Annotated in this window: 15 protein-coding genes, 3 tRNA genes and 2 riboswitches; of the genes, 17 read left to right on the forward strand and 1 reads right to left on the reverse strand. The window is 62.2% G+C overall.

Going from position 1 to position 20,237, the window contains the following annotated elements; translation table 11 throughout:
* The first annotated feature begins 48 nt into the window (after positions 1 to 48).
* The 4 genes from B5D32_RS10425 to B5D32_RS10440 all read left to right on the forward strand — a co-directional run bounded on the left by B5D32_RS10425 (position 49) and on the right by B5D32_RS10440 (position 3,454).
* On the forward strand, positions 49 to 1,011 hold the full coding sequence (locus B5D32_RS10425; RefSeq protein WP_078784964.1) for a P1 family peptidase: 963 nt from the start codon (positions 49 to 51) through the stop codon (positions 1,009 to 1,011).
* A gap of 153 nt (positions 1,012 to 1,164) precedes the next feature.
* Positions 1,165 to 2,397, forward strand: coding sequence for a glutamate-cysteine ligase family protein (locus B5D32_RS10430; protein ID WP_078784965.1), 1,233 nt, complete (start codon positions 1,165 to 1,167; stop codon positions 2,395 to 2,397).
* A gap of 45 nt (positions 2,398 to 2,442) precedes the next feature.
* Positions 2,443 to 2,964 (forward strand): hypothetical protein, encoded by a 522-nt coding sequence (locus B5D32_RS10435; protein WP_242943438.1) that lies wholly within the window; start codon positions 2,443 to 2,445, stop codon positions 2,962 to 2,964.
* Between the two features lie 13 nt (positions 2,965 to 2,977).
* On the forward strand, positions 2,978 to 3,454 hold the full coding sequence (locus B5D32_RS10440; RefSeq protein WP_078784966.1) for a hypothetical protein: 477 nt from the start codon (positions 2,978 to 2,980) through the stop codon (positions 3,452 to 3,454).
* Positions 3,455 to 3,672: 218 nt separating this feature from the next.
* Here B5D32_RS10440 and B5D32_RS10445 read toward each other — a convergent pair whose 3' ends face one another.
* Entirely contained in the window at positions 3,673 to 4,728 is a 1,056-nt protein-coding gene (locus tag B5D32_RS10445) for a mechanosensitive ion channel family protein (protein WP_078784967.1), read from the reverse strand.
* Between the two features lie 269 nt (positions 4,729 to 4,997).
* Positions 4,998 to 5,137: riboswitch (FMN riboswitch) on the forward strand.
* A 131-nt stretch (positions 5,138 to 5,268) separates the two neighbouring features.
* On the opposite strand from B5D32_RS10445, the gene B5D32_RS10450 reads away from it, so the two are divergent.
* The 13 genes from B5D32_RS10450 to B5D32_RS10510 all read left to right on the forward strand — a co-directional run bounded on the left by B5D32_RS10450 (position 5,269) and on the right by B5D32_RS10510 (position 20,201).
* Positions 5,269 to 5,865 carry an ECF transporter S component gene (locus B5D32_RS10450; protein ID WP_078784968.1) on the forward strand — a complete coding sequence of 199 codons (597 nt, stop codon included), beginning with the start codon at positions 5,269 to 5,271 and terminating at the stop codon, positions 5,863 to 5,865.
* A 280-nt stretch (positions 5,866 to 6,145) separates the two neighbouring features.
* Positions 6,146 to 6,244, forward strand: a riboswitch (SAM riboswitch).
* Between the two features lie 84 nt (positions 6,245 to 6,328).
* A complete protein-coding gene (gene metK / locus B5D32_RS10455; RefSeq protein ID WP_078784969.1) occupies positions 6,329 to 7,477 on the forward strand; it encodes a methionine adenosyltransferase in 1,149 nt (382 codons plus the stop codon).
* 310 nt (positions 7,478 to 7,787) lie between these two features.
* Positions 7,788 to 10,037, forward strand: a complete 2,250-nt coding sequence (gene recD2, locus B5D32_RS10460; RefSeq protein ID WP_078784970.1) for an SF1B family DNA helicase RecD2 — start codon at positions 7,788 to 7,790, stop codon at positions 10,035 to 10,037.
* Between the two features lie 251 nt (positions 10,038 to 10,288).
* Complete coding sequence (mreB, locus tag B5D32_RS10465) at positions 10,289 to 11,347, forward strand: rod shape-determining protein (protein ID WP_078784971.1); 1,059 nt, start codon at positions 10,289 to 10,291, stop codon at positions 11,345 to 11,347.
* 201 nt (positions 11,348 to 11,548) lie between these two features.
* Positions 11,549 to 14,155, forward strand: a complete 2,607-nt coding sequence (locus tag B5D32_RS10470; RefSeq protein ID WP_078784972.1) for an ATP-dependent helicase — start codon at positions 11,549 to 11,551, stop codon at positions 14,153 to 14,155.
* A 1-nt stretch (position 14,156) separates the two neighbouring features.
* The gene (gene thyX, locus B5D32_RS10475) at positions 14,157 to 14,930 is read left to right on the forward strand and encodes an FAD-dependent thymidylate synthase (protein ID WP_078784973.1); all 774 of its coding nucleotides are present in this window, start codon (positions 14,157 to 14,159) and stop codon (positions 14,928 to 14,930) included.
* Complete coding sequence (locus B5D32_RS10480; RefSeq protein ID WP_078784974.1) at positions 14,931 to 15,608, forward strand: dTMP kinase; 678 nt, start codon at positions 14,931 to 14,933, stop codon at positions 15,606 to 15,608.
* A 317-nt stretch (positions 15,609 to 15,925) separates the two neighbouring features.
* Complete coding sequence (locus B5D32_RS10485; RefSeq protein ID WP_078784975.1) at positions 15,926 to 16,744, forward strand: hypothetical protein; 819 nt, start codon at positions 15,926 to 15,928, stop codon at positions 16,742 to 16,744.
* 201 nt (positions 16,745 to 16,945) lie between these two features.
* Positions 16,946 to 18,316 carry an endolytic transglycosylase MltG gene (gene mltG, locus B5D32_RS10490; RefSeq protein WP_078784976.1) on the forward strand — a complete coding sequence of 457 codons (1,371 nt, stop codon included), beginning with the start codon at positions 16,946 to 16,948 and terminating at the stop codon, positions 18,314 to 18,316.
* A gap of 189 nt (positions 18,317 to 18,505) precedes the next feature.
* Positions 18,506 to 19,732: a peptidase U32 family protein gene (locus tag B5D32_RS10495; protein WP_078784977.1), complete on the forward strand. Its 1,227-nt coding sequence runs from the start codon at positions 18,506 to 18,508 to the stop codon at positions 19,730 to 19,732.
* A 189-nt stretch (positions 19,733 to 19,921) separates the two neighbouring features.
* A tRNA-Asp gene (locus tag B5D32_RS10500) sits at positions 19,922 to 19,998 on the forward strand.
* 3 nt (positions 19,999 to 20,001) lie between these two features.
* Positions 20,002 to 20,077 (forward strand) — tRNA-Thr (locus B5D32_RS10505).
* A gap of 48 nt (positions 20,078 to 20,125) precedes the next feature.
* Positions 20,126 to 20,201 (forward strand) — tRNA-Trp (locus tag B5D32_RS10510).
* Positions 20,202 to 20,237 lie beyond the last annotated feature (36 nt).

Consider the following 20,237-nt stretch of genomic DNA (forward strand, 5'->3'; position numbering starts at 1 on the left):
CAATGGTCTATAATACGGTGAAGCGGCATTCGCGGAAAGGACACTCCCATGAAAGAAATCCCCATTACATCCTTTGACAACCTCCAAATCGGCCAGGCGGAAAACACGGCGGCGGGCACCGGCTGCACGGTGGTGCTGCTGGGCAAGGACGGCGCCCCGGCGGGGCTGGATGTGCGCGGCGGCGGGCCGGCCTCGCGAGAGAGCGAATTGCTCAAGCCGCTGGCAGCGGCGCAGGTCATCCACGCCATTGTGCTGGCGGGCGGCAGCGCCTTCGGACTGGATGCCGCAGGCGGCGTCATGCGGTATCTCGAGGAACGCGGCATCGGCTTTGACGTAGGTGTGACGAAAGTGCCCCTCGTCTGCCAGTCCGACCTGTTCGATTTGACCGTGGCCGACGCCCGCACCCGGCCCGATGCAGCTATGGCCTACGCGGCCTGCGTCAACGCCGAAACCGGCAACTACCGCGACGGCAACCACGGCGCGGGTACCGGTGCGACTGTCGGCAAGCTGCTGGGCATGGAGCACTGCATGAAGTCCGGCATCGGCAGCTACGCCGTGCAGGTGGGCGACCTAAAGGTCGGCGCGCTCGTCGCGGTCAACGCGGTGGGCGACGTCTACGATTTTGAGACGGGCCGCAAGGTCGCCGGGCTGCGGGCTGACGACGGCAAAACGTTTTTGGATTCCGAGCGGGTGCTGATGCAGCAGCTCGACGCGCCGCAGGAAAAATTTGTCGGCAACACGACACTTGGCATCCTTTTCACCAATGCAAAGCTCGACAAGGCGCGGTTGTGCAAGGCCGCGGGCATGGCGCACGACGGCTACGCCCGCGCCATCCGCCCGGTGCACACCTCGATGGACGGCGACAGCATCTACGCGGTCTCGCTGGGCGACGTGCCCGCTGACCTCGACGCCGTCGGCGTGATCGGCGCACGGGTCATGGCCAAAGCCATCGTCCGGGCCGTGGAGGCCGCGGACAGCGCGTACGGCTTCCCGGCGGCGCGGGATATGTAAAGTCGGCCCTGCCCCGACACCGTAGGGGCGGATTCCATATCCGCCTAGGTACCGTGCCGCAGCCGCAGGTCGGCGTCAAAACAGCATTGCGCCCGCCCCAAAATCGCGGTATAATAGTGCCAGAATCACAACAGGGGAGAACCACCACACGCTATGCCAAAATTGGACGAACAAATCAAAACGCTGGCGGGCTACTTTGCGGCGGACTGTGAGCCGGACGGCAAGCTGACGCTGCAATTGGAGGTCGAGCACTTCCTCACCCGGTCCGACGGCCAGCCCCCGGCCTTTGCCGATGTGCAGGCTGCGCTGCGCGATTTGCAGCAGCAGACAGACGCGCCAATCATCACCGACGGCGAATATTTCGGCTACAGCGGCCCGGCGCTGGCGGCCACGCTGGGGCCCGCGTGCCAGCTGCGCATCAGCCTGGCCCCGCTGCGCGACGTGCAGGACATCATGGATCTGTACAACCGCTTCTATTTGCAGCTGGGGCTGGCGCTGGCTGCCCACGGGCTGCGCGCCTGGACGGCGGGCTGCCACCCGACCTGCCATGCCGAGGACCTGCCTCTGGTGCCACGCACCCGGGACGAGGCCATGGACACCTACCTGCGGGAAAAGGGGGCCTGCAGCGTGCAGATGATGCGCGCCACGGCGGCGACGCAGGTGTCCATTGACTATCAGGATGAGACTGATTTTGTCCGCAAAATGCGCGCGGCCAGCCTGCTGACGCCGTTCTTTGCGCTGCTCAGCGACAACGCCCCGGTCTATCAGGCCAGCCGGAACAGCAGCTATTGCATCCGCACGCGGCTCTGGCAGGATGTGGACCGTGACCGCTGCGGCGTCACGCCACATCTGATGGACGCGGATTTCGGTTACGCCCGCTATGCGGAGAACGTGCTGACCAAGCCCCAAATCACTGCGCTGCGGCTGGGCCGCGTCAGGGCTGCGGGCGGAAAGATTGCGCCGGAGCTTTACGCCGGGCACGTCAGTCGTCATGAAACCGCGCAGATTTTGTCCAATTTCTTTTACGATGCACGTCTCAAATCCCGCATTGAGCTGCGCGCCGCGGACAGCATGCCGCCGCGGTACATCGCCGCGTATGTGCAGCTGGTCAAGTCGGTGTTCGGCAGCCCGGCAGCGCTGCAAAATGTGCTGCGCCACTACGCGGGCGCGACAACGCTGGACATCACGTCGGCTAAGCTGGCCGTCTGCAAGGACGGCTACAACGCGCTGGTCTATGGCCGCCCCGTCAGCGGCGAGCTGGCCTGGCTGCTGATGCAGGCCCGCAGCCGCACGCCCTCGCAGGAGGAACGCGCACTGCTCGACCCGTTCATGCAGCTGCTGACGACCCGCAAAACCATCCGCGAGACGGAAAATTACAACGAATAAACGTGCTTTCTGCGGGCATACTGACCCTGAAAGGGGGCATGTGCCATGCGGGAAACATCCTACCACGCGGTCATTGCCGAGATGACCGTCCGCGCACTGTGGGAGCTGCAAAACCTGCTGGACTGTATCCCCGACGCGCTGTGGGACCGCTGCTACGGCGGCGCACCGCTGTGGCAGCACGTCTACCACACCCTGCATGAGCTGGACCAGTGGTTCATCAACCCGCGGGACACCGACTTTGTCGAGCCGCCCATCCACACGCCGCACTTGCAGGAACTGCACATTTACCCGGCAGTGCGTCTTGACAGACCGGCGATAGATGACTATTTTTATACAATCAAGGCCAAGCTGTCCATCTATCTGACCTCGCTCCACGACGAGGATCTGCTGCAGCGGCCCGACAACTGCGAGTGGACGCGGTTTACGCTGATTTTGTCGCAGTATCGGCATTTATACCGCCACATGGGCATGGTGATGGGTTTTATTGAGGCCGAGACCGGCCTCTGCCCGCGCACGCTGGAGGTGGGGGAGGACCCGCCCGCCGCGCCCTACGACCCTTATCAATGAGAGGAACTTTTCAATGAAGTATCGCTGTTTTGCGGCGCTTGCGCTGGCAATGTTGCTGCCCGGCTGCGCCGCCGCGCCCGACCTGACGCCGGTCTGGCAGCGCGACCTGCCCGCCAGCGGCGTACATATGGAGCTTGCCAACGCGGCGCCGCTCTCCGACGCGGACGTCTACTACGCCGCAACGAGGGAGGAGCTGTACGTGCACAATGTGTCGGTTTTGCCCGCTGTCAAGGCCGACGGTCAGCCCGTTGTAACGTTTTACGGCGCTGCAGCGCAGGATATTGACCTTGTGTATCTGGAGGACATCGGCGACGTGTACGTCGATTATGACCGCGTCAAGCCGCAGATCAAGCTGGATTACATCCTGACAGAAGGGGACGGGTACGTCTCCTACGAGTTGGACACCGCGTACAATTTTGAGTTCACGGTGACGACGCAGACCGGCGAGGATAAGATTCTGGTCGTCAGCGAGAGAAGCGACGTGAAATGAAAATGCCCCGCCCGGGTTGGCCGAGCGGGGATTTTTTGTGCGTTAAATGCCTTCTCCTTTGGGGGAAGGTGGCCGAGGCCCCGCCTGAGGTCGGATGAGGGGAAAGTCCGCGCGATTTCCCAGATACGGGCAGTCACGGGAACTCAGCCTTCATCAGTCGCCTGCGGCGACAGCTTCCCCCGATGGGGAAGCCTTTGCGGTCGTTTCCGCCCACAGCCTCACTTCCTCTCCGGCAAATCCACCGTCGTCGTCGGGAAGGCAAACTCGCAGCCTTCCTCCTGCATCAAATCCAAAATTTGCAGATTCAGCGTGTTTTTTACCTGCATAAAATCCTGCAGATTGACTTTGGTGATGTACACCCGGCACGCCAGATCAATGCTGTAATCGTTGAATTTATCCAGCGCAATCGTTACGCCGTCGGGCTGCACGTCGGGCTGGGCTTGCAGCATGGCGGTCAGATCGGCGGTCAGCTGTTCGATTTTTTCGCGCGGGGTGTCGTAGGTCAGACCAATCGTAAACTTCCACAGGCGGCTCTGGCGGCGGTCATAGTTTTGGATGTACTCCGCTGTGATTTTGGAATTTTCTATTGTGATAGCGACATTATCCGGGCTGCGGATGCGGGTGGAGCGGAAGGAAATGTCCTCAACGGTGCCCTCGCAGTTGCCCAGCACGATGTAATCCCCGATGCCGAAGGGTCGCTCCAACACTAGCGTGATGCCCGCAATCAGGTTGTTCAGTGTGGACTGCGCGGCCAGAGAGACCGCCAGTCCGGCAACACCCGCGCCGGTCAGCAGGCCGGAGACCGGCACGCCGAGGCGGTCCAGCATGGCGATACCCGCAAACAGGCCAACCAGCGCATGAAAGATGTTCTCAAAAAAGTGTCCCATCGTCTGATTTGTTTCTAAATCCAGATGGTTCTGGGCGCTGCGCAGCAAAAGCCGGGTGACCGGGGCCGCACGCCAGCAGCCGAGCGCGATATAGAAGATGACCAGCAGGTCGGCAGCCAGATTCAGGTATTGCAAAAAGACGGCGTCGCGCACCAGCTCAAACGGCAGCGACTTGACGGCAGCTGCGCCCAGCAGTACCCGAAAAAGGCCCGCCACCGGCGTAAGGAAACTGTCCAGCAGAATGTAAAGCCACGATGCCGTGTGACTTTTTGCGCGGCCCAGAAAACGCCGGGCGGCGAGCTTGTACACCTCGGGTGCACCGGCAGCCGCCAGCGCCAGCAGCGCCGCGGGCAGAAACGAGAGAAAATCGTGGGTGAGTTCTTCCATGGTGGGTACCTCAGTTGGAATGAAATAAGGGTGGTCCCGTTAGCGTGCGTTTACGGGTAGGTGCAGGGACGGACATGTCCGGCCCCTACGGTGCTCCTCAGTGGACCGGAGGGGTCAAGACCCCTCCCTACGAACCACCCGTTTACGTTGCTTTGTAGGGAGCGGTCTTGACCGCTCCGCAGTGGGCTGTCGTTGGTGGGCTAGAATTTCCTTAATTATACCACACCCCCTTGCATTTTGTAAAATCTATGCTATAATATTTCCTGGAAAGTCTGTTTCAGGGCGGGGTGTGATTCCCCACCGGCGGTGAGCGGCATGGCCCGCAAGCCCGCGACCAGCTGCAAATGCGGCTGCTGACCCGGTGTGATTCCGGGGCCGACGGTTAAAGTCCGGATGAAAGAAACGGAAAGCTGTTTGCTTTGCTTTTTTTGCGCCCTGTCGTATATTTTGCGGCAGGGCGTTTTGTTTTCGCAAGGGCAGGGCAGAGCCTCCCGGGTTCGTGAGCTGACTTTCACAAATTTTTACGGGAGGCATCTTCTCATGCAAAACAAGACTACCAACATCCGCAAGCTCACCGGCACCGCCATGCTCGGCGCTGTCGCTGCCGTACTTATGTACATGGAGTTTCCGATCCCCATCATGCCGTCCTTCGTCAAGCTGGACGTGTCCGAGCTGCCCGCGCTGCTGGCCGCCTACGCTTACGGGCCGGTGTCCGGCATCGCCGTGTGCCTGATCAAAAACCTCATCAAGCTGCCCAGCACCAGCACTGCTGCGGTGGGTGAACTGTTCAATTTCGTCATGGGGGCGTTGTTTGTGGGCGTCGCCGGCTTTGTGTACAAGCGCAGCAAGACCCGCCGCAGCGCACTCATCGGCGCAGGGCTGGGCGCACTGGCCATGGCCGTTGTGTCCGTGCCGTACAACTACTTCATCGTCTACCCGGCCTATGTGGTTTTGTATCATCTGCCGCTCGAGGCTATCATCGGCATGTATCAGGCCATCAACCCCAGCGTGGACGGCCTGCTGACCTGCCTGATCACCTTCAACTTCCCGTTTACCTTGTTTAAAGGTCTGCTGGACGCGGCGCTCTGCTTCCTGATTTACAAGCCGCTGTCCGGCGTGCTGCACGGGAGAAAGTGAGAAAGGCTTCCCCCGCGCAGGGGGAAGCTGTCACCGAAGGTGACTGATGAGGGCCGGGTTGACGCAACCACTCGTCTATGGGCGGCAAGGAGAACTTTGCCCTCATCCGGCCTCGGGCGGGGCCTCGGCCACCTTCCCCCGATGGGGAAGGCTCTCCTCCAAAACCACACACGCTGCCGCATCTGCCCCACTTTTGTGCAAACCGTCTGAACTGCACAACGAAATATCGTTGACTTTGCCAAAAACCTGTGGTACACTAACTTCACAACAACAGAATAGCAACTTATCAAGAGCGGCTGAGGGAACAGGCCCGATGAAGCCCGACAACCTGCGTGTATGCGCAAGGTGCCAAGTCCTGCGGGAAACCGAAAGATAAGCGTTACCGCGCGCAGTCTTTCCGGCTGCGCGCTTTTTGTTTCCACGGTTGCGTTTCTGCCGAATATTTATTAGGAGGCTTTTCCCAATGTCCAAAGTTCTTTTCACGTCCGAATCCGTCACCGAGGGGCATCCCGACAAAATCTGCGACCAGATCTCCGACGCCATCCTTGACGCCATCCTGGCGCAGGACCCCGGTGCCCGCGTTGCCTGCGAGACGACCTGCTCCACCGGCCTCGTCCACATCATGGGCGAGATCACGACCAGCTGCTACGTGGACATCCCCGGCACGGCGCGCGAGGTCATCCGCTCCATCGGCTATGACCGCGCCAAGTACGGCTTTGACTGCGACACCTGCGGCGTCATCACCAACATCGACGGCCAGAGCCCCGACATTGCGCTGGGCACCAACGACGACGTGGCCGGTGCGGGCGACCAGGGCATGATGTTCGGCTACGCCTGCAACGAGACGCCCGAGCTGATGCCGCTGCCCATCAGCCTGGCCCACAAGCTGGCCAAGCGCCTGACCGAGGTGCGCAAGAACGGCACGCTGGATTACCTGCGCCCGGACGGCAAGAGCCAGGTCACCGTGGAGTACGACGACGGCAAGCCCGTGCGCATCGACGCGGTGGTCATTTCCAGCCAGCACAGCCCCGACATCAGCCAGGAGCAGCTGCATGAGGACATCCGCCGCGAGGTCATTGAGAAGGTCATTCCCGCCGAGCTGCTGGACGAGAATACGAAGTACTACATCAACCCCACGGGCCGCTTTGTTGTGGGCGGCCCGCAGGGCGACTCCGGCCTGACGGGCCGCAAGATCATCGTGGACACCTACGGCGGCTATGCCCGCCACGGCGGCGGTGCGTTCAGCGGCAAGGACCCCAGCAAGGTGGACCGTTCCGCCGCGTATGCCGCCCGCTGGGTCGCCAAAAACGTCGTTGCCGCGGGCCTGGCTACCAAGTGCGAGGTCGAGCTGGCCTATGCCATCGGCGTGGCAAAGCCCGTTTCCATCATGGTGGACACCTTCGGCACCGGCACCGTTGCCGACGAGAAGATCGTGCAGGCTGTCGAGAAGGTCTTTGACCTGACGCCCGCCGCTATCATCCGCGACCTTGACCTTCGCAAGCCCATCTACCGCCAGCTGGCCGCCTACGGCCACATGGGCCGCGAGGACCTGGGCGTGAAGTGGGAGAACACCGACCGCGTGGACGCCCTGAAGGCCGCCGTGGCGGAGTAAATCATCAGGAATTTTCCGGTCCCCTGTGCAGCGTATGCGCGGGGGATTTTTGTTTGTGGGTGCGGTGTATGGTTCAGGCCCACGGCGGCGGGAACGGCCACGGCGGGGTCAAGACCCCGCCCTACGGACCGCCCGTTCACCCCGGCCCGTAGGGAGCGGTCTTGACCGCTCCGGGATGTTGGCGGCGGCGGAAGGCATCCCGGGTCGTGCATCTCCTCCCACACACAAATAAATTTGCCAAATGCCGCGCAATGCGGTATAATATCCTTATCTGTGAAAGTGCGGCGATTTTGCGGGAAGGGGGGCGGCTATGGAACAGCAGGAACAACAGCTTATGAAGCTGGAAGGCACCGTCGAGCACGTCATCTACGAGAACGCCGACTCCGGCTACGCGGTGTTCGAGGTGGACGCGGGCGGCACCGATGTGGTCGTCGCCGGCAACGTCGGCGGGGTGGACAACGGCATGAGCGTGACCGTCTACGGCCACATGGTCAACCACCCCAGCTACGGCGAGCAGTTCCGCGCCGAGACCATCGAAGCGCGCCTGCCCGAGGACCGCACCGCCATTTTAAGCTACCTGTCCAGCGGCGTGCTGCCCTACATCGGGCCGTCCACCGCTAAGAAGATCGTGGCAAAATTCGGCGATGATACGCTGACGATCATCGCCGAGACCCCGCAACGGCTCTGCGAACTCAAGGGTATCACCGAGCAGAAGGCGGCTGTCATCTCCAACGAGTTCCGCCGCATGTACGGCGTGCGGGAGGTCGTGGCCTGGTTTGCCCGGTACGGCATGACCGCCCAGCAGGCCGTGACCTGCTACCGCGCGCTTGGGCCGCACACCGTCGAGGCGCTGACTCAGAACCCGTATCTGCTCTGCGGCGAACCGCTGCAATTAAAGTTCGGTCAGGTGGACACCATCGCGGCGGCGCTGCAATTTGAGACAGGCTGCCGCCTGCGGGTGGCGGCGGGGCTGCTCTACGCGCTGCGGCACAACGCGGGCAACGGTCACACCTGCCTGCCGCGAGATAAATTGCTTGAATCTACGTCGAAATTTCTCCGCCTGCCGCTGGGAGACCTGGAAGCCGCGCTCGACGAGCTGCTCTCCTCCGAGGAGCTGCGCACCCGCACGTTTGACGGCGTCGAGTACATCTACCTACCCGACCTGCTCTCCGCCGAGGAGGACATTGCCGCGCGGCTCGGCCAGCTTTCGACGTTCCCCACCGAGGCCCCGCCGACGCTGGATGCGGACATCCGTGTGCTGGAAATGGCGCAGGGCTTTGCGTACGCGCCGCTGCAGCGGCAGGCCATACGCCTGGCGCTGTCCAGCCGGGTCATGGTGCTGACCGGCGGCCCCGGCACCGGCAAGACGACCACCGTCAACGCGATTCTGAGCCTGTACGAGGCACTGTATGACCGCGTGGCTCTGTGTGCCCCCACGGGCCGCGCCGCCAAGCGGCTGAGTGAGCTGACAAACCACGCTGCATCGACGATTCACCGCTTGCTTGAGGTGGACTACAGCAGCGGCAGCGTGCGGTTCATCCACAACGAAAAGAACCTTTTAAAATATGACGTCATCATCCTCGACGAGATGAGTATGGTGGACGTCAAGCTGTTTCAGGCGCTGCTGGCTGCGGCGCGGTACCACTGCCGCATCATTATGGTGGGCGACGCCGACCAGCTGCCCAGCGTCGGGCCGGGCAACATTCTGGGCGAGATTTTAAAGGCGGGCGTTGTGCCGACGGTACGTCTTACCGATATTTTCCGCCAGGCGCAGCGCAGCCTGATTGTCCAGAACGCCCACCGCATTGTGGATGGGCAGATGCCGCAGAAGGGCGGGCCGAAGGACGATTTCTTTCTGATCGAGTCCAACGGCCTTGCCTGCCAGAAGCTGGTCTGCGACCTTGTCAGCACGCGGCTGCCGAAAGCCTACGGCTTTGACCCCGTGCGGGACATTCAGGTGCTTTGCCCGACGAAGGTCGGCCCCACCGGCAGCGTTGAGCTGAACAGACGGCTGCAGGATATTCTGAACCCGCCCGCCAAGGGCAAGGGGCAGATCGGCACGGCGGAGAGTGCCAAAATATTACGTCTGGGTGATAAAGTCATGCAGATCAAGAATGACTACGACATCACGTTTGAGCGTGCCGGGGCCGAGGCCGGTGTCGGCGCGTACAACGGCGATTTGGGCATCATCACGGCGGTGGACGTGGACGCGCGCAGCGTGACGGTCCAGATGGATGACAAAAAGTACACCTACACCGCCGACCAGCTGAACGAGCTGGAGCCCGCCTACGCCGTGACCGTCCACAAGAGCCAGGGCTCGGAGTTCCCCGCGGTGATCCTGCCCGTGGCGGACGTGCCCGCCCGGCTGTGCTACCGCAACCTTTTGTACACCGGCGTGACCCGCGCGCGAAAGCTCTGCGTTCTGACCGGCACCGCCCGCACCGAGCAGACCATGGTCGAGAATGTGCGGCAGAATATGCGGTACAGCGGGCTGCGGTATTTGCTGAAGGACGCGGCGACACCGACAGAGGAAAAGCAGGAACAGCTCTCGGCGACGTGAACGGGCACGGAGGGGTCAAGACCCCTCCCTACGAACCGCCCGTTCATCCCGGCCTGTAGGGAGCGGTCTTGACCGCTCCGCAGGGGGCTGGGGTTGACGGGAAAGCGCAGCCGTAGGGGCCGGACATGTCCGGCCCTGCACCTGCCCGCAAACGCCCGCCAATGGGACACTACCGGGCCGGGCATGCCCGGCCCCTACAGCGGTGCATACTGGCGATAGAACGACGATATTTTACCAATGGAGAACTATCCATGAAACAATACGACATCGGAATTGACCTGGGCACGACCTCCATTATCATTGCCACCGAGGAGCAGGGCGTTGTGTTCCGCCAGCCGACCATCGGCGCGGTGGACACGCGGACGAACTCCATCCTTGCGGTGGGGGACGAGGCATTAAAAATGGTGGGCCGCGCACCCGCGCACATTGACTTGGTGCGCCCGCTGCGGGACGGCATCATCCAGGACCACCGCATGACGAACGAGCTGATCGTCCGGTTTGTCAATCAGGTCTGCCGCTCGCGCATCTTCAAGCCGCGCATTGCGGTCTGTGTGCCTGCGGCCATCACCGGCATCGAGGCGGACGCCGTTGTGGAGTCCGTCATGGCGGCGGGCGCCAGGCAGGTCTACCTTGTGGACGAGCCTGTGGCAGCGGCGCTGGGCGCGGGCTTGCAGATCCGCCAGCCCCACGGCTGCATGGTCGTGGACATCGGCGGCGGCTCCACCGACATTGCGGTCATTAGCATGGGCGGGCGGGTCAAGGCCGCCAGCCTGCCTGTGGCGGGCAACGCCTTTGACAGCTGCATTGCCCAGTACGTGCAGGAAAAATACCAGATCGCCATCGGCCCGCTGACCGCCGAGCAACTGAAAAAGCAGGTCGCCTGCTGCACCAGGAGCGAGTTTGAGGGCGTTATGGAGGTGCGCGGCCACTCGTGGGAGACGAACCTGCCCGCGCGGCGCATCATCTATACCCGCGACCTATACGAACCCGTGCAGGAGCTGGCCGCCCGTATTGCCAACGCAGCCCGCAACGTGCTGGAAAGCACCCCGCCCGAGCTGGCGGCGGATGTGTCCGGCACCGGCATTCTGCTGACGGGCGGCGGCTCGCTGCTGCGCGGGCTGGCCGGGTATATCGCGGGCGAGCTGCACACTGATGTGGCCATCGCCCCCGACCCGCTGAACTGCGTGGCCCGCGGCACGGCCATCAGCCTGAGCGAGGGCAAGTATCTGAGCGCTGGGTTCCGGGATGCCACGCCGAAGGTGTGGAACCGGCGGTTGAACCATAGTCACGACCCGTTTACGGGGGAGTGAGGAACCGTTGACTGCGTGGCCGACCCGGGAGGCTTATGCCGACGGGAGCGGGCGTGAACCATACGCTGCGCACGTAGGGGCTGGGCACGCCCGGCCCTGTACTTCCCCGCAAACGCCCGATACCGGGACACCCGCGGGCTGGTCATATCCGGCCCCTACTGCGCATTTTTTTAAATAAAATCAAAACGAAAGGTGAACTCCATGGCTGACATCACCAAGGAATATCTCGCGCTGCGCGACCAATATATTGAGAGCCGGTTTGCGCGGCTCAACCCCGTGCAGCGGCAGGCAGTCTTTGCCACCGAGGGCCCGCTGCTGATTCTGGCGGGCGCGGGCTCCGGCAAGACCACCGTGCTGGTCAACCGCATTGCCAATATCATCCGCTTCGGCTCCGCCCACGGCAGCACCGAACTGCCGCGGCCCGTGACCGAGGCCGACCTCAACGACCTGCGCAATGCCGTTGCCGCGGGCCGCGACCTGCCGCGGGAGACCGCCTATCTGGCCGTGCGCCCCGCGCGTCCCTGGAACGTGCTGGCCATCACCTTTACGAACAAGGCCGCGGGCGAACTCAAGGAGCGTCTGCGTGCCATGCTGGGCGACACGCTGGGCGGCGACGTCAACGCGTCAACCTTCCACTCCGCCTGCGTGCGGATGCTGCGCCGCGACGCCGAGCGCATCGGCTTCCCCAAGAGCTTCACGATCTACGACTCTGACGACCAGCAGCGCGTCATCAAGCAGATCTACAAAGACCTGATGATCGACGACAAATTCCTGCCCGTCAAGTCGGCCATCGGGCAGATTTCTTCCTTTAAAGATAAGCTCCTGTCCGCCGAGGATGTGGCGGGGGAGCCGTTCGCCAATACGAAGGCGCAGCTCGTCTCCAAAATCTACACGGCCTACGCGGGCCGCTTAAAGGCCGCGGGCGCCATGGACTTTGACGACCTGATTTTCCACACCGTCAAACTGCTGCAAAACGACGCGGAAGCGCGGGAATACTACCAGAACCGCTTTCGCTATGTCGTCGTGGACGAGTACCAGGACACGAGCATTGCGCAGTTCCATCTGGTGCGGCTGCTGGCGGGCGGCACCAACAACGTCTGCGTCGTTGGCGACGATGACCAGTCTATCTACAAATTTCGCGGTGCTACGATTGAAAATATCCTAAACTTTGAGAAGGTTTTCACCGGGGCAAAAACGATCCGTCTGGAACAAAACTATCGCTCCACCGCCAATATTCTGAACGCCGCCAACAGTGTCATCAAGAACAACATGGGCCGCAAGGGCAAGACCCTGTGGACCGACCACGGCGACGGCGAGAAGGTCCACCACTACACCGCGACGAACGAGCAGGACGAGGCCAGCCACATTGCGGACGTCATCGGCGAGCATTTGAGAGAGGGCGCGAGCCTGAAGGACCACGCCGTGCTCTACCGCATGAACGCTCAGTCTAACCCGATTGAGACCTACTTTGCCCGCGCAGGCATCCCGTACCGCATTGTGGGCGGCCAGCGCTTCTTTGACCGCAAGGAGGTCAAGGACATCAACAGCTATCTGGCCATCATCGTAAACCCGCGGGACGACGTGCGCCTGCGCCGCATTATCAACGAGCCTGCGCGTAAAATCGGTATGACGACGATTGAAAAGATCGGTGAGCTGGCAGCCTCCAAGGGCGTGCCGATGATGGAAATCATCGCCCATGTGCGGGACTACCCGGAATTGCAGCGCGCCGCCGCGGCGCTCGAGCGCTTCTATGAGATGTACCGCGAGCTGTGCGATCTGTCGGTAAGTGAGCCGCTGGACCAGTTTGTGGGTGACGTCATCGCCAAGTCCGGCTACGAGGCAATGCTCAAAGCCATGAAGGAGGAGGGCGAGACCCGCCGCGAGAACCTGGGCCAGCTGGTCAGCAGTATCAAGACTTACGCCGACCAGAACGGCGAGGACGCGACGCTGTCGGGCTTTTTGGAGGAGGTCGCGCTGATTTCCGATTTGGACAGCTATGATAACGACGCCGACAGCGTCACGATGATGACGATCCACTCGGCGAAGGGCCTGGAATTCCCGTATGTTTTTGTCGTAGGTATGGAGGATGGTATCTTCCCCGGCGAGATGGCCAAGTATAATGAGGAGGACATGGAGGAGGAGCGCCGCCTCTGCTACGTGGCCATCACCCGCGCCAAGAAGGAACTGTACCTGTCCACCTCCCGCACGCGGATGATCTTCGGCCAGACGCGCCGCAACCCGCCGTCTGCCTTCCTGAGTGAAATCGACCCCGGTCTGCTGGACGAGACCCAGAGCCCCGAGTTGACCGGCTACGGTGGCGGCTTCGGTGCGGGGTACGGCAGCTACAGCACCAACGTCCCGGGTGGGCGCAGCGGGTACTCCGGTGCGTCCCGCGGCTACCTGAACAGCGAGTACAACGCGCACCCCCGCGGTGGGTTTGGCGGCGGCTACAGCAGCGGCTTTGCCAGCGGCGGCCACGAAAGCCCCAACTCCTACGGCGGACGCCATCAAGTGCAGAGTACGGGCTTTGGCTCGGGCTACGGACGCAGCCGCAGCGCGGGCAACACGGCTCCCGCGGGCGCGGGCACATCCACGCTGGCCGGTGCGCCGTCCGCTGCCCCTCAGAAGAAGGCGGCTGCCGCCAGCTACGCGGCGGGGGACATTGTAGAGCACCGCGTGTTTGGCCGCGGCAAGGTGCTGAAGGCCACGCCGATTGCGGGGGACTGCATTGTCGAGATTCAGTTTGACCGCGTCGGCGTCAAAAAGACGATGGCAAACTATGCGCCGCTGAAAAAAGTGGAGGAATGATATGCTGGTACAACTCATTGCCCATACAAATGACCCGGAAAAAACCATCGCTGCAGCGGCAAAGCTCTGCTACTCCGATGCGCACATTGAGACGCTGCTGGACGGCCTGACGCCCGAAAAGACCGAGGCGTTTTTGCAGCGGCTGAACGACGTCGGTCACGCCAGCCCGATTGAGCACGCCAGCTTTACGTTCGGCATCGAGGGCGTGTCCCGCACGTTCCTGGCGCAGGTGACGCGCCACCGCATCGGCAGCTTCAGCGTGCAGAGCCAGCGCTACGTGCGGCTGGAGGATTTCCGCTACGTCATCCCGCCGGAGATCGAGGCCATCCCCGAGGCCAGAGCCCAGTTCATTGCGTCGATGAACGACGACGCGAAGAAGTATCTTGAGTTGGTGCAGACGCTCGAAAATGCCCACACAGCGCGGTTTGTGGCGAATGGTCTCGATGAAAAGGCCGCCCGCGCCAAGGCGTCCAAGCAGGCCAACGAGGACGCCCGCTTTGTGCTGCCCAACGCCTGCGAGACGAAGATGGTCATGACGATGAACTGCCGCAGCTTGCAGAATTTCTTCAACCTGCGCTGCTGCAACCGCGCCCAGTGGGAGATTCGCGCCGTCGCGGACGAGATGCTGCGACTGGTGCTTCCGCTGGCCCCACACATCTTTGCGAGCGCCGGCCCGCGGTGCCTCGTCGGCCCCTGCCCGGAGGGGCGCATGTGCTGCGGCAAACAAACGGAGGTACGCGCAAAATACGCCAAACTCAAGGAGGAGGCAGTATAAATGGGACAGCTTATCATTTTTGAGGGGCTGGACGGCTCCGGAAAAGGCACCCAAACAAAACTGACGGCTCAGCGTTTAAAAGAACAGGGGAGAGACCTGCGGCAGATCACCTTCCCTGATTATGACAGCGAGTCCTCGGCGCTCGTCAAAATGTACCTATCCGGCGCGTTCGGCGACAAGCCCGACGACGTGAACGCCTACGCGGCGTCGAGCTTTTACGCCGTGGACCGCTTTGCCAGCTACAAGACCGATTGGGGCGAGTTTTACCGTGAGGGCGGGCTGGTGCTGTCGGACCGGTACACGACGTCCAACGCCGTACACCAGTGCTCGAAGCTGCCGCCGATGCACTGGGACGGTTTTCTGAATTGGCTGTTCGACTTTGAGTACAAGAAGTTCGGCATCCCCGCGCCCGACGCGGTGATTTATTTAGCGGTTGACCCCGAGGTGTCCCAGCGACTCATCACCGAGCGATACCACGGCGACGAGAGCAAGAAGGATATCCAGGAGAAGGACACCGAGTATCTGGCCCGCAGCCGCGCCGCCGCCGAGTACTGCGCCCGCACGCTGGGCTGGCACCGCATTGAATGCACCACCGCCGACGCAAACGGCGCAAAATCCATGCGCTCCGTGGAGGATATTAACGCAGAAATCCTTGCAGAATTGGCGGGAATACTGTAAAATAAACAGGTATGCTTTTGGGACGTGCGCAGGGGAGGGGAAAAGCCCTCCCGCGGGGGTTCGTGGTGACACGAACGGCACGGGCGGATATGGAATCCGCCCCTACGTGGCAGCACACCAGACTGTTCACGCCGCACACGCCCGGAGGGGTCAAGACCCCTCCCTACGAAATGACGTGAACGGGCAGCTTGTAGGGAGCGGTCTTGACCGCTCCGTCTGTTCCCGCCGCCATTCAGTCTCCGAGGGCGTCTGGGACGCCGACCCCTGCGCCTACCGCGCGATAAAAATAGTTTACTTTACAAAAAGAGGTGATGCCCATGCTGCGTAAGGCTACCGCTGATGATCTGCCCGCGCTGACGGCGCTGCGCTGCGGGGCTGCCAAAGCAAACCCCGTCGATGCGGCGGGCTGGCTGCAAAACGTCGCCGGGCTGGAAAATATTCTGGTGCTGGAAAAAAGCGGCCAGCCCGCGGCCATGCTGGCGGCGGTGCCGGTCAAGTACGGCCAGCACCGCGGCGTCTGGCTGTGCGGCGCAGCCGGGATGCAGGGCGTGCCGATGGACCGCCTGCTGCCCAAAATCATGGAGGGCTGCCTGCGTGCCTACGGGGCCAGCGGGTTTGACTTTGCCGTCACGACGCCCGACGACGCCCGGCGCGCCGAGGACCTGAAAACGCTGGGCTTCAAAAGCCAGCTGCCGCTGCGGGTCATACAGACGCCCATCCGCCGCGACCTGTTCGCCCAGGCGGCGTTTGACAGTCTGACCGTCCACAAGCTGCTGGAACGGCGGCACATCTACCAGCCCGGCTGCATCAGCCTGCCCGAGGAGGCCATGAACGAAACCATGACCCAGCTCTACCGCCGCGGGCTGACCGTGGTGTCCACCCGGCGCGGCTACGGGCTGTACTTTACCAAGGGCGACACGCTGCAATTTCTGGAATTACAGGCCGACAACGACCACTGCGCCGACCAGCTTTTGCAGGCCGCGCGGGAAAAGACCGGTGCGGCCAACGCCCGCATCCTACTGGCCGAGAACCAGACACTTTACCTCGGCTCAGGCCGCCGCTGCGGCTACGGAATGATCGCCTTTTTAGGCCGCCCCTTCTCCGTGACCGATGCGTATTTCAGGATGCTGCTGTAATCCTGGCCCCCTCTGGGAGGGGGCTCCGCCCGCAGGCGGTGGGGGAGAGAGCCTGATGTAGTCCGAAATATTTCGGGCTGTGGCAAGGTTCGCTCCCTCCGGCCTGCGGCCACCTCCCTCGCCGAGGGAGGTAATAAACTCGGCGGCTAAAATCAAGGAATCCCGGTGCCCTTGTGCGCCGTAAAAAGTTAGGAGTCTCCCATGAGGATCAATCGCACAAATCCGGAGCAGCCTGCGGCTCAGCCGGTGCAGAGTCATGCACCGCTCAAGGCGCAGACCGAGGTAAACGGCTTTGAACTGCCCGAGCAGGAAATCCCGAAGGAAAACCAGAAGGAACCCCCGAAGGCTGCAAAGCCGCCGAAGCCCAAAAAGGAAAAGCCCGCCAAGAAGCCCCGCCGCCAGCCGGTGGAGGAGGTCGAGGACGACGAGGAGAACGAGCAGCCCCGCCGCCGTTTCCCGTTTGGCTGCCTGATCGTGCTCATCATTCTGGCGCTGGTCGGCTTTGGCGGCTACAAGGTCAGCCAGTTCTACGCCGAGCTGGACGGCCAGAAAACGCTGGGCCCGACCCAGACCATCACCGTGCCCGAGGGCTCGTCCGTCGCCGGCATTGCGACCCAGCTCAAGGACGCCGGTGTCATCGAGTATGACTGGCTGTTCAAGCAGTACGTCAAGTACAGCGGCAAGGCCGGTGAGATCCAGTACGGCGACTTTGAAGTCCAGTCCGGCATGGCCTACAACGACATCATCAAGGCGCTGTCCGTCGTGACCCGCCGTGCAACGGTGAACGTCACGATTCCCGAGGGCACGACAGCCGTCGGTGTGGCGCAGATTTTCGTGGACGCGGGCCTTGTGGACGACGTGGACACCTTCCTGTCCTGCGCCAACGGCAGCGACGGCACGGATTGGAGCAAGTACGATTTCTGGAACGCCATCCCCGACAATGACCGCCTGATGAAGTGCGAGGGCTACCTTTTCCCGGACACCTACAATCTCTATAAGGACGAGAGCGTCGCCTACTATGTGGATGCCCTCTACGGCGAGTTTGCGTCCAAGACCGCCGCTCTGGCCGACACGGTCGCCGCCAAGGGCACGAGCCTGGACGACGTGGTCAAGCTGGCCAGCTTCATTCAGGAGGAGGCCGGTTTGGAGAGCGAGGACGCCAGGGTCAGTGCCTGCTTCCACAACCGCCTGGAATCCAGCGACCCGCAGTGGGCCGAGCACAAGCTGGAATCCAACGCCAGCAGCTATATCATGCAGGACAGCGAGAACAACTATCTGTGGAACTCCCCGACGGCGGAGTACTTCGGCTGGCCGGAGCAGGGCGCGATCCCCGATGACGTGCTGGCCCTGTACGACACCTACGCCATCAGCGGTCTGCCCGCAGGCCCCATCTCCTGCCCGGGCTACGCCGCCATGGAGGCCGCGCTGAACCCCGATGAGGAGTATATCAACGAGGGGTACTACTTCTTTGTCACGGGCCATCCCGGCACCGATGTGGCAGGGCAGTACTTCTACGCCAAGACCGCCGACGAGCACTACCAGAACTGCGTCAAGGCCGGGTGGGCGTCGTAAGCGCGCAAGCTGCCCTGTAGGGGCCGCACATGTGCGGCCCGCAACTTCCCGTGGAATGCTGTGCTTTGGCAAACACGCGGGCCGGGCATGCCCGGCCCCTACAGCACGGACCCACGGCACACCACACATCAAATCCCCAAGCGCCCGCTTCCTACCGGGCGCTTTTTACGCAAAACGGAGGAAATCACTATGCTGCAACAGCCGGAACTGCTGGCCCCCGCGGGCAGCCTGGAAACGCTGAAATACGCCGTCATGTACGGCGCGGATGCCGTCTACTGCGCCCTGCCGGAATTTGGCATGCGCGCCGCACCCGTCAACCTGACCGTGGGCGAACTGCACGAGGGCTGTATCTTTGCCCATGCCCGCGGCAAAAAGGTCTATCTGACGCTGAACACCCTGCCCACGAACGAGGAACTTTCCAAGCTGCCCCGGTACATTCAGGACGCCGCCGAGGCGGGCGTGGATGCGTTCATCATTGCCGACTTGGGTGTGCTGGCGCTGGCCAAAAAGTACGCCCCGCAGGTCGAGCGTCATGTCTCGACCCAGGCAGGCATCACGAACTATGAGGCCGCGAAGGTCTGCTACGAGCTGGGAGCCAAGCGCGTTGTGCTGGCCCGCGAACTGCCCCTGACCGAGATCGCGCAGATCCGCGACAACTGCCCGCAGGATCTGGAGCTGGAGGCGTTCGTCCACGGCGCCATGTGCATGAGCGTGTCCGGGCGGTGCCTGCTGTCCAGCTACATGGCGGGCCGCAGCGGCAACCGCGGCGAGTGTGCCCAGCCCTGCCGCTGGAAGTACAGCCTGGTGGAGGAGCACCGCCCCGGTCAGTACATGGAGATCGGCGAGAGCGAGGACAACGGCAGCTACATCCTGAACGCCAATGACCTGTGCACTGCGCCGTTTATAGATTTGATTTGTAAAGCGGGCGTTGACTCGCTGAAGATCGAGGGCCGCGCCAAGACGTTCTATTACGTTGCATCTGTCGTCAGCGCCTACCGCCGCGCGCTGGATGCCTTCCTGGCGAACCCGTACAACGATAGCTTTGAGCTGCCCGACGACGTCATTGAGGAGCTGAACCGCACGAGCCACCGCCATTACTCGCCGGGATTCTACTTCGGCAAGGAGCAGGCCCAGCAGACCCCCAGCCACACCTATGTGCGCGACTGGGATTTCATCGGCACGGTGGACAGCTGGGAGAACGGCGTTGCCCACTGCACTCAGCGCGGCAAGTTCGCGGTGGGGGACAGCATCGAAATTTTGCAGCCCGACGGCAGCGTCGTCAAGCTGACGCCTGCGTGGATCGAGAACGCCGACGGCGAGCGCGTGGACGCCACCCCGCACCCGATGATGCAGTACACCATCCCCTGCGAGACGCCGCTGATGGCGTACAGCCTGATTCGGATGCAGAAGCAGTGATTGTACTTTTGCCGGGGACGATGCTTGCATCGACCCGCGGGCAGATGCGAGCATCCGCCCCTACAAAGCAGCTGCAAAAATAATAAAAAAATCTGCAAAAATCCCTTGACTTTTCTGTCGGCATCCCTTATAATAGTTCCTGCGCTGGTCGTGAGGTGCACGTCACACAACGCCGCGCAGGCTGGGTATGGCCCGGTAGTTCAGTTGGTTAGAACGCTAGCCTGTCACGCTAGAGGTCGTCAGTTCGAGCCTGATTCGGGTCGCCATACGCTGCTATAGCTCAGTTGGTAGAGCGCATCCTTGGTAAGGATGAGGTCAGCAGTTCAAATCTGCTTAGCAGCTCCAGCGCTGATGCCCACAGTGCAAGATACGCATTGTGGGCATCATTAGTATAGGGGCATAGCTCAGTTGGTAGAGCAGCGGTCTCCAAAACCGCGTGCCGAGGGTTCGAATCCTTCTACCCCTGCCAAAAGCCGCTTATCTCGTTTGAGGTAAGCGGCTTTTT

It is taken from the genome of Gemmiger formicilis, from assembly GCF_900167555.1.
Classification (GTDB): Bacteria; Bacillota; Clostridia; order Oscillospirales; family Ruminococcaceae; genus Gemmiger; species Gemmiger formicilis.

Excerpts from the sequence above, each read along its gene's own strand:
- B5D32_RS10425 (WP_078784964.1), top strand. The coding sequence starts at position 49 with ATGAAAGAAATCCCCATTACATCCTTTGACAACCTCCAAATCGGCCAG.
- B5D32_RS10430 (WP_078784965.1), top strand. The coding sequence starts at position 1,165 with ATGCCAAAATTGGACGAACAAATCAAAACGCTGGCGGGCTACTTTGCG.
- B5D32_RS10435 (WP_242943438.1), top strand. The coding sequence starts at position 2,443 with ATGCGGGAAACATCCTACCACGCGGTCATTGCCGAGATGACCGTCCGC.
- B5D32_RS10440 (WP_078784966.1), top strand. The coding sequence starts at position 2,978 with ATGAAGTATCGCTGTTTTGCGGCGCTTGCGCTGGCAATGTTGCTGCCC.
- B5D32_RS10445 (WP_078784967.1), bottom strand. The coding sequence starts at position 4,728 with ATGGAAGAACTCACCCACGATTTTCTCTCGTTTCTGCCCGCGGCGCTG.
- B5D32_RS10450 (WP_078784968.1), top strand. The coding sequence starts at position 5,269 with ATGCAAAACAAGACTACCAACATCCGCAAGCTCACCGGCACCGCCATG.
- metK (WP_078784969.1), top strand. The coding sequence starts at position 6,329 with ATGTCCAAAGTTCTTTTCACGTCCGAATCCGTCACCGAGGGGCATCCC.
- recD2 (WP_078784970.1), top strand. The coding sequence starts at position 7,788 with ATGGAACAGCAGGAACAACAGCTTATGAAGCTGGAAGGCACCGTCGAG.
- mreB (WP_078784971.1), top strand. The coding sequence starts at position 10,289 with ATGAAACAATACGACATCGGAATTGACCTGGGCACGACCTCCATTATC.
- B5D32_RS10470 (WP_078784972.1), top strand. The coding sequence starts at position 11,549 with ATGGCTGACATCACCAAGGAATATCTCGCGCTGCGCGACCAATATATT.
- thyX (WP_078784973.1), top strand. The coding sequence starts at position 14,157 with ATGCTGGTACAACTCATTGCCCATACAAATGACCCGGAAAAAACCATC.
- B5D32_RS10480 (WP_078784974.1), top strand. The coding sequence starts at position 14,931 with ATGGGACAGCTTATCATTTTTGAGGGGCTGGACGGCTCCGGAAAAGGC.
- B5D32_RS10485 (WP_078784975.1), top strand. The coding sequence starts at position 15,926 with ATGCTGCGTAAGGCTACCGCTGATGATCTGCCCGCGCTGACGGCGCTG.
- mltG (WP_078784976.1), top strand. The coding sequence starts at position 16,946 with ATGAGGATCAATCGCACAAATCCGGAGCAGCCTGCGGCTCAGCCGGTG.
- B5D32_RS10495 (WP_078784977.1), top strand. The coding sequence starts at position 18,506 with ATGCTGCAACAGCCGGAACTGCTGGCCCCCGCGGGCAGCCTGGAAACG.